The following is a 15,293-nucleotide window of genomic DNA, read 5'->3' on the forward strand; positions in this document are numbered from 1 at the left end:
GGCGGTTTTTTTGTTTTTATATAACTTAGTTCTATGCTGACCCACCTTCGTTCCGCCCTCTTGCTTGGCTTGCTGCTCGCCGCCACGGCTTCCAGCGCCCAGACTTCCTACGACCAGGCCTGGAAACAGGTTGACCGCCTGGCCGACACCCTCGACAGACCCAAAGACGCCCTGGCGCTCGTCCAGGACCTATACACCAGGGCCAGGAGAGAACACAACCAGCCGCAGGCCATCCGGGCCCTGCTCTATACCGTCAGGATAGACCAACCGCTGACAGAAAATGCAGACAGTTCGGCGATCCATCTCCTGGAAACGTCCATAGATTCTTTTCCGCAGCCCTACCGGGCGATCCTACAAAGTCTTACTGCCCAGGCCTACTGGAATTTTCTACAGACCCATCGCTTCCAGGTCACGGATGTCAGCCAGCGGATCGACAGCCTTTTTTCCGCCTCCCTCCAGGATACGCTCCGTTTGGGGCGAACGCCACTGTCTGAGGTCGGGCCGGTCCTTGACAAAGGAAACGACCGCAAGTTGAGACCCACCCTCCTGGACCTCCTGACCAACAGGGCGATTCGTTTTTACAGTTCCCAGGAGACTCGTTTCAGCCCCGATACTGTTCTTTTTGCGGGAGCGTCCGTGTTTATGACCCATACCTTCCAAACACCGGATAAGGCGCTCCGCCTGTACCAGGCCCTGTTGCGTTTTCATGCGCGGGATGCCCAACCCGATGCCTTTGCTGACGCCGACATCCATCGCCTGGATTTTGCCCGCCAGGCTTCCTCCCTGGATGACGCGGATGATCGCTACGAGGGTGCCCTGAGACACCTGTGCGCGCTTTATCTCCACCGGGAAGCGGGAGCCATGCCACTCTATCTCCTGGCCCAATGGCTCCGGCAACAGGGTTCGGCCTACACCCCAGGTGCTCCCGATACCAGCCGTCGGTGGCAGCTCAACGAAGCCCTCGCCTTATGCGACGCCCTCGTGTCCACCTTCCCCTCCAGCACCGCCGGCCGGGGCGCACGCCTCCTGGCCCGGGAGATCCGCCAGCCCGAACTCGATGTCCTCACCGGGCGCGTCAACCTCCCCAACCATTCCATATTAGCCTCTGTCGGGTTCACAAACTGCCCGTTGCTCCACCTCCGTCTGCTTAGGGTAACCGCCTCCGTTACACAAACCCTGAGGGATGGAAAGCCTCAAGACCTGGACAGCGTCAGGCCCTTCCGAACCTGGACCCAGCGCCTGCCCGACCCGCACGACCACCAGCCCCACCGTACGGAAATCGCCCTTCCGGCGCTACCCACGGGGGATTACGTCCTGCTCACCGCCACGAATGACCGTTTCGGGAAGGACAGCCTGGTCATGCATGCACTTCCTTTTACCGTTTCCGGCATCGCCTGGATAGAAACCGGAACCTATAGCTTCTTTGTGCTCGACAGGGAAAGCGGGGAACCGCTCGCGGGCGCCCGGGTACACCTTTGGAACACCCGTGCGGGGAAGGTGGAAGACTATGTCACCGACAGTGACGGGCACTTCAGATGGGATGGGAAACTGAATACGGGCACGCTGCGCATGCAGATTCGTTATGGGGACGACAGCCTCACCGTCGATAACGGCGACCTTCTGACACCAGTCAGGGTCAGGGATGCCGCCCCCGCTGCGCGGTTTGCATTTTATACCGACCGATCCGTATACCGCCCGGGTCAGACTGTCTTTTTTAAAGCCATCGGCATGATCCGGGATACAGCCGCCCGCAGGGAAGTACCGTACCGGCCTGGTAAAGCCGTGCCGTTTTACCTGGAGTCCCTGGGTCTCAAAATCGATTCGCTTTGGCTGGAGCCGGGAGAATATGGGTCGGTGCACGGTCACTTCGTCCTGCCCTCCGCCGGCCGGACCGGGATCTATACCATCACCGCCGCCCAAAGCCAGACCAACGTGACCGTAGAAGAATACAAACGGCCGAAGTACGAGGTCACCTTTGTCAAACCCATCCGGGAGTACCGTTTGGGCGACACGCTGGATGTAACCGGTTCGGCCATGGCTTATGCCGGTAACCCCGTGTCCGGCGCAAAGGTTTCGTATACAGTCAGCCGTTATGCCTACTACCCCGTTCGCTGGGACCGTCCTTCTTTTGGCCCCATACGACGCCCGTCGGCGACAACCCTGATCCGGGACAGCACCCAGACCGGTCCTGACGGTTCGTTTTTGATACATTTTCCCCTGGAGCCGGGCCCGGGGATCAGGAAAGACCTCGATCCCACGTTCACCTATACCGTCAACGCCGATGTCACGGACATCAACGGGGAGACACACAGCGCTACTTTTACACTCCAGGCAGCCTATCATTCACTCATCCTGTCTTTAAAGCTCCCCAACGCCGTCAACGCGGACAGCCTGGTCAAGATGGATATCCAATGCACCAACTTGTCCGGAACACCCCGCCCCACCCTCGCCCTGGTCACCATTTCCCGCCTGACCCCGCCCGAACGCCTGACCCATGACCGGCTCTGGGCCGCCCCCGACGTCTTTACGCTTCCGGAGGACACCTTCCACCGGCTCTTTCCCCATGATCCCTATGGTCAGGAATCCGACCGGGGCCGGTGGCCCGTCGCGGAAACCGTCCAACGATATAAGTTCAAAACCGGGAAAGGGCCGGTGACGCCCCTCTGGAAGGGGAGCCTTCCTTCCGGTGTGTACAAGGTCGAAGTATCCGCGACCGATCCCGAAGGCCGGACCGTCACCACCGGCAGCTTCCTGGAAGTATACAATCCCCGGGAAGCCCGGGTTCCCTACCCCACTTATGCATGGACCATGTCCGGTAACCTGCAAGGAAAGGACTCGGTGACCTACTTTGCCGGGACAGCCGGCGGCCCCCGCTTTGCGATCCAGCAGGTGTCCGCCGGGGGCCACATCCACATTAAACACATCCGTTTATCCCCGGAAGTCACGACCCTATCTTTCCCGCAGGGCGCCTCTTCCTTTGGTCTGGCTTATGTCGCCGGCAATCGTGTCTATACCACCGTCGTCACCCTTCCCGCCCGGAAAAAAGCGCTTTCCATACACTACGACACCTTCCGCGACAAGCTCGAACCAGGTAGCGCTGAGCACCTCAGTCTTAGTGTCCGGGGTCCGGAGCACGAGGCTGTCGAAGCCGAAGTCCTCGCCTCCATGTACGATGCGTCCCTGGACCAGTTTGCCCCGAATACCTGGTCGCTACCCGTCCTTGCAGAAACCGGACGCGGCCCGGTCTGGAGGGCCTATGGCTTTGAAACCGGCTATGGCGTGCGTTCGCAGAACCGTTTCGGGTATCAGCCCCCGGTCCTTCCGGTGTATGATGATTTCCCCGGCCCCCGGCTCCTTCGAAACGATAAGCTCCTTCAGTGGAATTTGATGAAGGAGAAGTTTGCGCCCTTGCCGGAGAACTACCATTTCTCCCTCCGGGAAGACAGGGTGACCATCGGTTACGGCACGTCCGGGCAGCCCCCGGCCCCCCTTGTCCCGCTCCGCAAGGACTTTAACGAAACCGCCTTTTTCTATCCCGACCTGCATACTGATAGCGCCGGCCGCCTCTCTTTTACATTTACCCTACCCGATGCCCTTACGCGGTGGGCCCTCCAAACGCTGGCTCATACCCGCGACCTCGTCTTCGGCCTCGACCAGCAAACCCAGGTCACCCAGAAAACCCTGATGGTCCAGCCCAACATCCCCCGCTTTCTCCGGGAAGGAGACGACGCCTGGTTGAGCACAAAAGTTGTCAATACGGGTGACCGGCCTCTCGATGGGCGGGCAAGCCTCGTCGTCCTCGACGCCCTGGACATGCAACCCGTACAGGGCCTGGGGGGTGACCAGCCGTTTTCGCTACAGGCGGGCTCCGACACAGCCTTGCGTTTCCACCTGGCTATCCCGGTGAGGTTCACCCATCCCCTGGTCTACCGGCTGACCGCCGCCGCCGGTGACTATAGCGATGGCGAGCAGGGGCCGATCCCCGTCCTCAACCGTCGCATCCTGCTCACCGAAACCTATCCCTTGACGCCGGTTATCCAGGTGACTCCCTTGTTGCAAAATATTTCACCCTACCGGCTTACCCTTGAATACACCGCCAACCCCGTATGGTATGTCCTCCGGGCCCTTCCCTATTTGGAGGGTACCGAAAACGCCTGTCCGCAAACGGTCGCCGAACGCCTGTACACCAATACCCTGGGAGAGGGATTGCTGCAAAGGCTTCCGGACATTCAAAAAAGCCTGCCAGCCATGGCGGCGGACAGCTCGCCTTTATATAAGGATACCGAATTAAAAAATGCCCTCCTGGAAGAAACGCCCTGGGTCCTCGACGCAGGGAAAGAAACCGCGTCCATTCAACGCCTCTCGGCCTTTCTGGACACCGGCCGGCTCTCCCACAACCAGAAGGATGCCCTGCATACCCTGGAGACGCAGCAATTCCCCTCCGGGGCGTTTCCCTGGTTCGAAGGCGGGGCGGAAAGCCGTTACGCCACACAATATATCCTCACCCTTTTTGGCAAATTGTCGTCCATGGGCTTGACCGTCCCCGGTTCAGCGCCCCTCATTCGAAAAGCCCTGAACTACCTGGATGCCCGTCTGCGTGCCGATGGTAAAAAGACCGAAGAAGACCTCCACTATCTGTACGCCCGCGGATTTTTTAAAGACTTCCCCCCTGACAGCGCCACCCGGGCCGCCCTCGACACCTGTCTTCAACAGGCCGCCGCGGGATGGGTCCACGCCAGCCTGTATGATCAGGCCCTGATCGCCCTTGCCAGTGATCGCTGGGGCGACACCGCCACCGCCAATAACATTCTCGTCTCGCTGGAACAACGGTCGATCCTGTCGCCTGACCGGGGCCGTTACTGGAAGGAGAACGACGGCGGATGGTCCTGGACACAGGCGCCCGTCGAAACACAGGCGCTGCTGATCACCGCCTTTTCCACAGCCCATAAAGACCCGGTTTTTATCGACCAGCTTTGTGCCTGGCTCCTTGCCCAAAAACAAACCCAGGCATGGCCTACCGGCCCTGCCACGGCGGACGCCTGCTATGCGTTGCTGATCAACCAAAGCGCCGAAGCCGCCAAAAGCCCTGTCCTCACCGCCCGCCTCGGAGACGTTCGGATGGATCAAAAAACCGGCCCCGGCCTTTTCAAACAGCAATGGGAAGGCAACGCCCTGACGCCCTCCATGGGCAACATCCAGGTACACGTCAAAGACGCCCCCCACGGCTGGGGCGCGGTCTACTATCAATACTTCCGGGACCTCGACTCCGTGGGGAACGCGCAAACCACCGTGTCCGTGCAAAAGCAACTTTTCGTCCTAAAAGGCGCCACCATGCGCGCCCTCAACGATGGCGATGCCATCCACCTAGGCGACCGGGTACGCATTCGCCTGGTGCTCCGAAGCGACCGGCCCCTGGAGTTCGTACACCTCAAGGACCTCCGGCCCGCCTGTCTGGAACCGGTGGACACGCGCAGCGGTTACCGTTTCGGGAATGGCCTCAGCTATTACCTCAGCCCACGCGACCTGAGCACCAGCTTCTTTTTCGATTGGCTGCCCAAAGGCACGTCCGTGCTGGAGTACGACCAGTTTGTCAATATGGAGGGAACATTCAGCGGGGGAATGGCCACGCTGGAGAGCTTTTATGCGCCGCAGTGTAGCGCGAGAAGTGCGGGCGTCAGCCTGAGGGCGATACCGTAGCGCCGGCGGCTGGCGGCAGCCGCTAGTCCTCCCCCTTGCGCTTGTGCTTGACCCCATACACCTTAATCGTCTTTTCCACCTGCTGGACAAAGTCGGTTTCGAGGAAATTCTGGGGATCGAGCCCCTTGTTCGCTAAGAACAACACATCCGTAAAGGACGCCCCGGGGACATATTTAGACTCCCGAAGGATCAGCCCGTACAGGGCAACCGCCGCCGCAAACGAATACGCCTTATCGAGGCTGTCCAGGGTTCGATAATTCGAGGCACAGGGATACACCGCGCTCCGGAGCACCGAATCGTCGGGGAGACGATAGGTCAGCCGGAGGCCCGCCAGGGGCGGCCCCTGTGCCGCCAGGTCCCCACGCCCTTCGACCTCGAACATGGCCATCATGGAAAAGCCGGACCCGACTTCCCCCCCGTCGATCTCGCTGGTGCTGTCCATAACGGCGTCTTTCCGGTTTTCAAAACCCACCAGCCTGTAGTCCTTTACCAGGTCCTTGTTAAACTCCACCGAAGCGTATACGTCCCTGGCCACGGTATAAAGGTTTTGACTAAGTTCCTTGACCAGCACCTTTTCTGCTTCCTGGGTATTGTCTAAGTAAGAGAAGTTCCCGTTTCCCCGTTTGGCCAGCGCTTCCAGCTTGGAGTCTTTATAATTACCCATACCCACGCCCAGACAGGTCAGGTAGATGCCGGTATTGCGTTGACGGCTGATCAGGTCTTCCAGCTCCTTTTCCCCGGTCTGACCCACGTTGAAATCCCCGTCGGTAGCTAGGATGACCCGGTTGTTGCCCCCCCGGATAAAGTGCTGCATGGCCACCGTATACGCCAGCAGTATCCCCGCGGCGCCGGGGGTATCCCCATTGGCCTCCAACCCATCGATGGCGTCCAGGATCTTTTGCCGGGCGGTCCCCGGCACCCCGGTCAGAACCGGCGCCACCGTACCTCCATACATCACAATGCTGACCGTATCGATGTCCCGCAGGTTGTTCGTCAGGGAGCGAAAAGCCGCCTTGATCAGAGGGAGTTTGTTGGGCATGTCCATCGATCCGCTGGCATCCAACAGGAAAACGAAGTTGCTGGGCGGCATTTTGTCCAGGTTCAGCTTTTTGCCACATATATGCAGGATCAACAGTTTTTTGACGGCGTTCCATGGACAGTCCGTCACCTGCGATTGTATGGAAAAAAGCCCCGGGGGCGCGGGCGGCGTATAATCGAAGTTGAAATAGTTCAGCAGTTCCTCAATCCGGACCGCATCCGGAGGCACCCTCATTTGCAGGTGGATAAACCGGCGGATGTTGCTGTAGGAAGCCTTGTCTATGTTCAACGCAAAACCCGTCCCCGGGTACCGGTCCGCGAGGATCGGGTCATTCTCGACCTGGTTGGCGTACGTTTCTCCGCCCGACCAAAGACTACGGCGCTGGTCGTATGATTGCTTTCCCACCAGGGACAGCAGCTTTGGCCGCCTCGCCTGGGCCTCGTTCGGCAGGATCTTCATGACCACCGTGCTAAACCGGTTCCCGGCCAGCCGTATGTGTAAAGGCGTATACCCCTCCAGGGTAAAATTGACGCTGTCCGATGAATAAGGTGTCTGGAAACCAAAAGTGCCGGTGCTGCCGGTGTGTATGAATTGCTGAGTGGAGGGGATATAGATTTCCACCCCCAGAAGAGGTTGATTGGACTGGTCCAACACCTGGCCCCTGATGTAGGAAGACTGGCCGTAAGCCGCAACCCACATCACCGGTAAGCAAAATAGCAAGCCCTTCCACTTCCTCATGGCAGCCTAGATTTAAGTTTGCACCCGGCGGGCACGCCGACCATGCGGCCGTCCGCCTGCCGGAGGCGTCCCTTCCTAGGCTAGCTGATATATTTCCTTCAAATTCCTGCCCAGTCCATCGTAATCCAACCCATACCCCAACAGGAACTTATCCGGCACGGAAAACCCCAGGTAGTCGATATGGATCGGGTACCGGGTGGCTTCCGGTTTGTGGAGCAAGGCGGCGATCTTTAGAGAAGCCGGCTGTTGGTGGTACAATTGGGGCAAGAATTCGGACAGGGTCTTCCCCGTATCCACGATATCTTCCACAATGATCACATCCCTGCCAAACAGCTCGGTGTCCAGGCCAATGGCGGTGATGATATGGCCGGTGGACTTCATCCCTTTATAGGATGCTAATTTAATAAAACATAATTCCGTGTCAATAGTTAATTCCTTAAAAAGATCGGAAGCGAACATAAATGACCCGTTCAGGATCGCTATAAAAAGGGGGTGTTTGCCCTGGTAATCGCGGTTGATCTCCGAAGCGACCCGTTTTACCTCCTGGTCGATGTCGCCGGTGCTGAGGTAAGGGGTAAATTTCTTGTCGTGTACCTGAATAGCCATGCCAAAAGATTCAATTTTTTGTAAGCCCGCCATCCGCGTTCAGCCGGGGCCTTGTCGGCGCCTTCCGCTGGAGGTACAGGGTTTCGCCGGCGGCCGGCTCCATGCCCTCGTCCAGTTCGTTGTACTCCCTGAGCGCACTCAAACGGATTCCTTCCGTCTGTGCGACGTCGTAAAGGCTTTCCCCATCAGCGACCGTATGCGTCTCCTTACTGCCCACCTTGCGTTTGCGCTGGAGATAGACCAACTGGTCCTTGGGCAACTCGTTATTGTCCTTTAATTCGTTAAAGTCGACCAGGTACGACAGGGAAACGTGGTATTCGTCCGCCAGGGCCAAAAGTGATGTCCCCGCGGTGGCAAAGACCACCCTGGTCTCGTTGATCCGGAATTCGCCCTGGGGATACTGTACAACAGCGCGCTTAGCAACCGGAGCCACCAAAACGGGGGCCGGGGCAGCAGCCACATAGGGCGTCTCCGTCGTATCCTTCATTTTCCCCATCGCAATCAACGAATAGTCGTTGAGGTGGTACTGCTCGATGTAGTTGATCAGGATCTGCGCATACTTCGGATTCGTCGCATACCCCGCCTTTCTCAGCCCGTAGGCCCAATTCTTATAATCCAGCGGATCCAGTTGGAAAAGAAAGGCATACCGGTCGCTCCCCTTGAGAAAGTCCGAATGGTCCTTATACGAATCCGCCGCGCAGGCATATTTGCGGAAACACTCTCCCGCGGCGTCGTCGTCGTGGTACACCGTCTCCCCCGTCCAGTTGGCCTTGCACTTGATCCCGAAGTGATTGTTGGAGGCCTTCAGCAGGTCGCTGTTTCCTCCTTCCGTCTCCAGGATCCCCTGGGCAAGGGTGATACACGCCGGGACCCCCGTACGCTGCATTTCCGACATCGCCAACCCCTTATAGGTGGATACGTACTGCTCCACCGTCATGTTCTGCGCCCCGCCCGAAAAGACAAGACCCATCCCAAAAAGAGCCAGGTAAATACGTAGTTGCTTCATAATCAATTTTTATATACGCACATCATGCCATCCCTCATCGGTACCAGCGCGTGGCTTACCCTTTGATCGGCCGCCACGTGCTCGTTAAATGCCTGGATGGCCAGGGCATTTTTCCCCCTGACCGGCTCCTCCAGGACTTCTCCATGAAAAAGCACATTGTCCGCCAGCACCACGCCCCCCGGGCGAAGATTTGGCAGAACAGCTTCATAATAAGCAATATAAGCCGTTTTATCGGCATCGATAAACACCAGGTCCCAGGTTTCCGTAAGACGGTCGAGACTATCTAACGCATTTCCCTCGTGTAAGATTATGCGGTCCCTCCAAGGTGACCGGGCAAAATATCCCAGGGCAATGTCCGCCTCTTCCTTGCGGACCTCCAGCGTGTGCAACTCCCCGTCAGGGGCCAGGCCCTCGGCCAGACACAACGCGCTGTATCCCGTAAACGTACCGATCTCCAACACCCGCCTGGGGCGTACAATTTTGGAAATAAAAGAGAGAAAGGCACCCTGCGCCCGCCCGCTCAGCATATGCGCCTGGGCGTGATGCGTGCGCGTAAACTCCGCGATCTCCTGGAGTAAGGGCGTTTCCCGGGAGGAAAACCGCTCGGCATAGGCGGCCCCCAATGGGTGGATGAATTCCAAATGGGTGGTTTTGACAAAGATATAAAAATCCGCCCTAGAAGTTTGGCTTTAGCGGATTCTTTGCATAATAGCTCACCATATAAGACGCCACCTCCTCGACCGTATCGAACAGGACAAACAGGTCCAGGTCCTCCGCCTTGATGTTGTTTTCCGCCTCCAGCATGCTGGTCCGGATCCACGCCAGCAGACCCGACCAATAATCCTTACCGACCAACACCATCGGTGTCCGCTCGATCTTGTGGGTCTGGATCAGGGTCGCCACCTCGAACATCTCGTCCATGGTCCCAAAGCCGCCAGGGAACATCACAAAGGCCTGGGCATACTTGGTAAACATGACTTTCCGGACGAAAAAATAGTCGAAATGCATGGACTTATCCGAATCGATATACGGGTTGGACTTTTGTTCGAAAGGAAGCTCGATGTTCAGCCCCACCGACCGTCCGCCCGCCATCTGGGCGCCCTTGTTGGCCGCCTCCATGATCCCCGGGCCGCCCCCGGTGATGATCCCGAAACCCTCCTCCGACAAGCGGTGCGCCGTCTGAACCGCCAGCTCATAATACCGGCTCCCCGGCTTTGTCCGGGCCGACCCGAATATGCTGATACAAGGACCGATTTTATTCAATGTTTCGAAGCCATCCACAAACTCCGCCATGATCTTAAAGATCTGCCAGCTCGAATGGGCTTCCGACTCCGTCCATTTCCGTTGTTTGGACACCCTCAGCGTCTCGTTCATACTCTTGGTTTTTCAGACAGCAAAAATAACCCTATAAATGTTAGAAAACCATTGATCACCAGTAACTCGATCCCGATCTTATACCCCCCGAAAAGGATCGGGCTAACGGCACTCAGCAGGTAGCAAACCAGCGGGCTCGCCACACATACCCAGGGGACGCCCTTCGGGTATTTCAGGCGCCTGCCCGTAAAAATGCCAAACGCAAAAAGCCCCAGCAACGGCCCATACGTATAGGACGCCAGGGCAAGGATCACATTGATGATCGACTTGTCGTTCACCCAATGAAACACCAGGATACACAACAGGAAAACAACCGCCACACACCCGTGTACCAGCATCCGTTTTTTCCGTTTGGTCCGCTCGTCCATGTCCGTGCGTTCCTGGAACCGTAGAATATCGATGCAAAAAGAAGACGTCAACGCCGTCATCGCCCCGTCCGCACTCGGGAACAACGCAGAGATCAGCGCGATGATAAAGACGAGCGCAAACGCGGGGGAAAATGAATGGAGGGCCAGCGACGGGAATATGTCGTCCCCGCCGGCAAAATGTTGCCCGCTGGCCGCCGCAAACAGGTATAAAAGGCCGCCCAGCACCAGGAACAAACCCGAGACCAGCACCATCACCAGGCTAAACGTCATCATGTTCTTTTGGGAATCCCCCACCGAACGAACGCTGATGTTTTTTTGCATCATTTCCTGGTCCAGCCCCGTCATGGTCACCGTGATAAAGGCGCCCCCCAGGATCTGTTTTAGGACGAAGGACGGACTCCGCACATCCGTCGTAAACACCCTCGTGTACCCATGCCCTTTTAACGCCGCCCAGGCATCCCCGACGCCCAGGTGCAGGTGACCTAAGATATACACCACCCCCACCACCAGGCCGATCAGCATAAAAGACGTCTGTAACGTATCCGTCCAGACAATCGTCTTCACGCCTCCCTCCAGCGTATATAAAAGAATCATCCCCAGGATCACGACCGTGGTTACCGCAAAAGGTACCCCCCACTGATCCAAAAGGAATAGCTGTAACACATTGATTACCAAGTACAATCTGGCCGTCGCACCCAGTGTCCTCGACAAGATGAAAAATAAGGCGCCCGTCTTGTAGGAACTTTCCCCCAGCCGCACCCGCAGGTACCGGTAGATCGAAGTCAGTTGCATCCGGTAATACAAAGGCAGCAACACAAAGGCGATCACCATGTACCCCAACAGGTAGCCTATCACTACCTGGAAATACCCAAAGGCCTGGGGTATTCCCCCCGGACCGGTGGCGCCCACCGTCCCCGGCACGGAAATAAAGGTCACCCCCGACAGGGACGTCCCGATCATGCCAAAGGCCACCAGCATCCAGTTCGACCGCCGGTTTCCGATAAAAAAGGAGTCGTTATCCGAGTGCCTGGACGTCCGGTAGGCGACCACGAGCAGCAACAGAAAGTACGCAAGGACAATCCCCAAAAGCCAGGCGGCCATCATCAGAGACCGATGTTATAACCAAAGCGGAGGATAGGCAGGATGTTGTTGGCCGGACCGTTATAGGGCGACAGCGAGCTCCCGCCCACGTCGAAAAGGACCGAAATAAAGCCCCAGCTCCTCGAATCCGGCGGGCCCAGCTTGACACCCCCGCCCACCAGGAAGCTATTCACCCCGTAGCTCAGGCTCGCCGTCGTTTGCCCGCTCACGAATTCCTTTTGCCAGATCTCGTTCCGTTCCGGCTGGACTTGTAGGAAAAGGAAGCTGATCGGGTACACCCGGGCAAAAAGCCCCGCACCCAGCAGGGTATTATGGTAGGAAGCATTCGTGTAGGTTGCTTCCGGGCTTTCCGAATAATACTGGAAGTTGATCGCGACGCCCGCGTCCAGCCACTTCGTGAACGCATACCCCACATAAGGATTCGCGCCGATCAGGAATTCCCCCGAATAAAAGCTCAGGGACAAACCCCCACCCACCATCAGGTGCTGTTTAAACGACCCGTTATCGTCATCGCTGTTATAGCGATACCTCCGGGGCCCCGTCTCCGCCCGGTAAGTTCTCCAATGGGAACCCGCCGGCGCCGCCGAAGACGTACTATCGGTACGGGTGGAATCAGTGGTTTGGGCGCCGGCCGCCAGGGGTCCCCCCAACGCGGCCGCTAACGTCACTAGCAACAGAAGATTTTTCATAAAGTATTCATTATAACGACGTCAAAAGTCGAATATTTTACCAACGCCGCCCCACAACCGCCAAATTTTGGATAAAATTTTTGTTTTCTTTTTTTTTTCAGGTTACGAAATTGATCGTATATTCGTTTACGAACAAATTCGTAAGACACACTCCTGCCATGAAAAAGCTCTTGCCCATCGCCCTCTGTTTCCTGGTCACCGGCTCCGCCGTCGCCCAGACGTCAGACAGCGTCCATAACCCCGCGCCGGTCACCCCCGTCCCGGCCTCAGCCGCGCCGGCCATTCCAGCGCCGGCCGCGCCCGCCGACCACAACCGGCCCTCCGACGACTACACCCGTTCCGAAGAAGACTACGCCCGTTCCGCCCGCGAATACGCCCGCGCCGCCGAAGAATACGCCCGGATTGCCCGCGCCCAGGCAGAACGCGTCGCCGTCATGACCGAGCGCCAAACCGAAATGGTCCGGCGCCAGGTCGAGCTCGCCCAGCGCGAGGCCCAACGCGACGTCGCTATGGCCGAACGCCAGGTCGACATCGCCAAGCTCCAGGCCCGCATCCGCGTTCGCCAGGCCGAAGTCCAGGCGCGCATGAAGGAAATGACCGACGAAATGCTCAAAGACCACCTCATCGAAAAAGGCAAAGAAGTCCACATCGAATTCCGCGACGACCACCTCTACATCAACGGCAAGGAACAACCGAAGGCCGTTTACGACAAATACAAACAATACCAGCAAAATAACGAATCCATCCACTTAAACCTGGGTGACGGTATAGCCATCTAAGTTGTTATTTGATTTAGTTTTCTCATGTCTGTAACGGGCGCGGTTTCTACTGCGCCTTATTTTTTGCCCGCAGCTCCGCGCCCTTCCGGGGCGTCTTTCAAATCAGACACTTTTTTCGTAAATTTGGGGACGATCGACAAAACTTTTCTATGCTCTCAGCCACCTATATAACTGACGACAAGGGCAAAAAAATCTCTGCCGTACTGCCCATCAAGCAGTACCAGCAAATCCTCGAAGAACTCGAAGAGCTGGAAGATATACGCGCCTACGACAAGGTGAAAGCCAAAAAAGAGAAGCCTATACCCCTTCGCGATGCCATCCAGCAAAGACGTAAAAAGTAAGCAAGCAGGAGGTTACACGGTTCTGATCCTGCCCTCCGCCCAAAAACAACTCTCCAAGCTACCTAACAGTACAGCTACCCGCATTGAGGACAAAATGCTCGAACTGGAAAACGATCCCAGGCCGCCAGGGTGTAAAAAACTAAAAGGGCGCGATGCTTGGCGTATACGGATCGGCGACTATCGTGTTATCTATGAAATACAAGATGCCAAGCTTATCGTCACTGTTGTCACCATTGGTGATAGAAAAAATGTCTATGAATAAGTACTTTGGCGAATAAAGCATCCGATTCCATCGAACACTTAATCTTCACGAAGGGCATACGCATCCGAGCATTGGATTTTCATCCTGAGCTCGACGTGATGACAATATATTTGAATACCAAAGCGGTTTTGACTCGTTCGATTTCCTTTTACAAACTTCTTCGCGGATCAGATCTATTCCAATTGATGCAGTATGAGATTATCGGAGAGGGGTTAGGTATTCACTGGGCACTATTAGATGAGGACCTTAGTCTAAAGGGCTTTTTGCAGGACGAGTTAAGAAAGGTTATCAAAGGCAATGAAGAATTGGAAAAATAAAAAGTTGCTCTTGTTTGTTTAGGTAAAAATCCAATGCGGCACCTCTTCGTTTTCAAATTATGAACTAGGTGGAGCTGGCATTTGTGGCGTTTCAACCTTAGAAAATTCCCAACTTCAACAATGACTTCTGACATCGGCATTGACAATGATAGACATGGACAACCTACCTTGTCACCATTAGTCAATCATTATAATTCATCCCCAATCATTCCATTCAGAATTGTCGCCTTCTCTCCATAATCCCTTGCCGATCCTTAGGTCAATAGCTGGAAGAAGCATTTTATCAATGCCGAGCATGGTACCCAGTGGCACTACCCGCATATCCTTTTTATCACGCTCAGGGCCTGGGCCGGCAAACATTTCCCACTCATTTTCTTCCCATCGCATCACCTCCGTAATAGCCTCACCTAATAGTGCGTTAATATTAGTAACGACAGTTGAATTTTCAGGAACATTATAGTCCCATTTACGATCCAACCATTGCCAAATTGGATTTAAATTAACATCCCATTTTGGCGACGTATCTGGTACATCTAGAGTATAATGATGGAAATCTGGAATAATCTGCAATGACTTTATGTCATTTGTCTCATAATAGTCAATTACACCTAAAGCATCAATTTGCTCCATGAGGGGTCAACAGTTGAAAGAGAGAATGCTCCTAGTTCCTTAACTTTTATCTCATCGAGATCTAGATCTTTTCTTTCATTTAGCTCCTTGACAATCTCATTAAAAATAACTATCAACTCATCTTTTAGATAAATTACTCCCCCAGCAAAGACCAATTCAAATCCGAGCAATTCGGTTAATCCTATCGTATAGGCAAATCTGGGTTGTATTCCACTACCGACAATGGTTATGTGGAAACCATATCGTTCAATGTTGGATTGAATCAATTTCTTGAAAAGAGGTCTTTCGTTATGATCCATGATGTATTTCTGCATGACATTGTGGGCAAACGGCAGCGCCATTGATA

The 15,293-nt window shown here is 55.8% G+C and carries 14 protein-coding genes; 5 read left to right on the plus strand and 9 right to left on the minus strand.

Annotated features, from left to right (window positions below):
* Positions 1 to 33: 33 nt before the first annotated feature.
* The gene (locus tag EDB95_RS00895) at positions 34 to 5,697 is read left to right on the plus strand and encodes an alpha-2-macroglobulin family protein (protein ID WP_133989668.1); all 5,664 of its coding nucleotides are present in this window, start codon (positions 34 to 36) and stop codon (positions 5,695 to 5,697) included.
* 22 nt (positions 5,698 to 5,719) lie between these two features.
* Here EDB95_RS00895 and EDB95_RS00900 read toward each other — a convergent pair whose 3' ends face one another.
* From EDB95_RS00900 to EDB95_RS00930, 7 genes are all read right to left on the minus strand, one after another.
* Positions 5,720 to 7,474, minus strand: coding sequence for a YfbK domain-containing protein (locus EDB95_RS00900; RefSeq protein ID WP_133989670.1), 1,755 nt, complete (start codon positions 7,472 to 7,474; stop codon positions 5,720 to 5,722).
* Between the two features lie 75 nt (positions 7,475 to 7,549).
* The gene (gene hpt, locus EDB95_RS00905) at positions 7,550 to 8,080 is read right to left on the minus strand and encodes a hypoxanthine phosphoribosyltransferase (RefSeq protein WP_133989672.1); all 531 of its coding nucleotides are present in this window, start codon (positions 8,078 to 8,080) and stop codon (positions 7,550 to 7,552) included.
* Between the two features lie 10 nt (positions 8,081 to 8,090).
* Entirely contained in the window at positions 8,091 to 9,086 is a 996-nt protein-coding gene (locus EDB95_RS00910; RefSeq protein WP_133989674.1) for a glycoside hydrolase family 73 protein, read from the minus strand.
* Positions 9,087 to 9,088: 2 nt separating this feature from the next.
* Positions 9,089 to 9,727, minus strand: a complete 639-nt coding sequence (locus EDB95_RS00915; protein ID WP_133989676.1) for an O-methyltransferase — start codon at positions 9,725 to 9,727, stop codon at positions 9,089 to 9,091.
* Positions 9,728 to 9,761: 34 nt separating this feature from the next.
* On the minus strand, positions 9,762 to 10,460 hold the full coding sequence (locus EDB95_RS00920; protein ID WP_133989678.1) for an LOG family protein: 699 nt from the start codon (positions 10,458 to 10,460) through the stop codon (positions 9,762 to 9,764).
* Complete coding sequence (locus EDB95_RS00925) at positions 10,457 to 11,932, minus strand: sodium:solute symporter (RefSeq protein ID WP_133989680.1); 1,476 nt, start codon at positions 11,930 to 11,932, stop codon at positions 10,457 to 10,459. Before EDB95_RS00925 ends, EDB95_RS00920 begins: the two co-directional genes overlap by 4 nt.
* On the minus strand, positions 11,932 to 12,618 hold the full coding sequence (locus EDB95_RS00930) for a hypothetical protein (RefSeq protein ID WP_133989682.1): 687 nt from the start codon (positions 12,616 to 12,618) through the stop codon (positions 11,932 to 11,934). The genes EDB95_RS00925 and EDB95_RS00930 overlap by 1 nt, the downstream gene beginning before the upstream one ends.
* 158 nt (positions 12,619 to 12,776) lie before the next feature.
* Here EDB95_RS00930 and EDB95_RS00935 point away from each other — a divergent pair, with 158 nt between their 5' ends.
* From EDB95_RS00935 to EDB95_RS27965, 4 genes are all read left to right on the plus strand, one after another.
* Positions 12,777 to 13,397, plus strand: coding sequence for a hypothetical protein (locus EDB95_RS00935; protein ID WP_133989684.1), 621 nt, complete (start codon positions 12,777 to 12,779; stop codon positions 13,395 to 13,397).
* Between the two features lie 149 nt (positions 13,398 to 13,546).
* Entirely contained in the window at positions 13,547 to 13,738 is a 192-nt protein-coding gene (locus EDB95_RS00940; protein WP_133989686.1) for a hypothetical protein, read from the plus strand.
* Positions 13,710 to 14,000, plus strand: a complete 291-nt coding sequence (locus EDB95_RS00945) for a type II toxin-antitoxin system RelE family toxin (RefSeq protein WP_133989688.1) — start codon at positions 13,710 to 13,712, stop codon at positions 13,998 to 14,000. Before EDB95_RS00940 ends, EDB95_RS00945 begins: the two co-directional genes overlap by 29 nt.
* A 71-nt stretch (positions 14,001 to 14,071) precedes the next feature.
* On the plus strand, positions 14,072 to 14,317 hold the full coding sequence (locus EDB95_RS27965) for a DUF2442 domain-containing protein (protein ID WP_394346382.1): 246 nt from the start codon (positions 14,072 to 14,074) through the stop codon (positions 14,315 to 14,317).
* A gap of 195 nt (positions 14,318 to 14,512) precedes the next feature.
* On the opposite strand, the gene EDB95_RS00955 is transcribed toward EDB95_RS27965, so the two are convergent.
* Positions 14,513 to 14,947, minus strand: coding sequence for a hypothetical protein (locus EDB95_RS00955; protein ID WP_133989690.1), 435 nt, complete (start codon positions 14,945 to 14,947; stop codon positions 14,513 to 14,515).
* Positions 14,926 to 15,261 carry a DUF4262 domain-containing protein gene (locus tag EDB95_RS00960; RefSeq protein ID WP_162852440.1) on the minus strand — a complete coding sequence of 112 codons (336 nt, stop codon included), beginning with the start codon at positions 15,259 to 15,261 and terminating at the stop codon, positions 14,926 to 14,928. The genes EDB95_RS00955 and EDB95_RS00960 overlap by 22 nt, the downstream gene beginning before the upstream one ends.
* Between the last annotated feature and the right edge of the window lie 32 nt (positions 15,262 to 15,293).

This window comes from Dinghuibacter silviterrae, assembly GCF_004366355.1.
GTDB lineage: Bacteria > Bacteroidota > Bacteroidia > Chitinophagales > Chitinophagaceae > Dinghuibacter > Dinghuibacter silviterrae.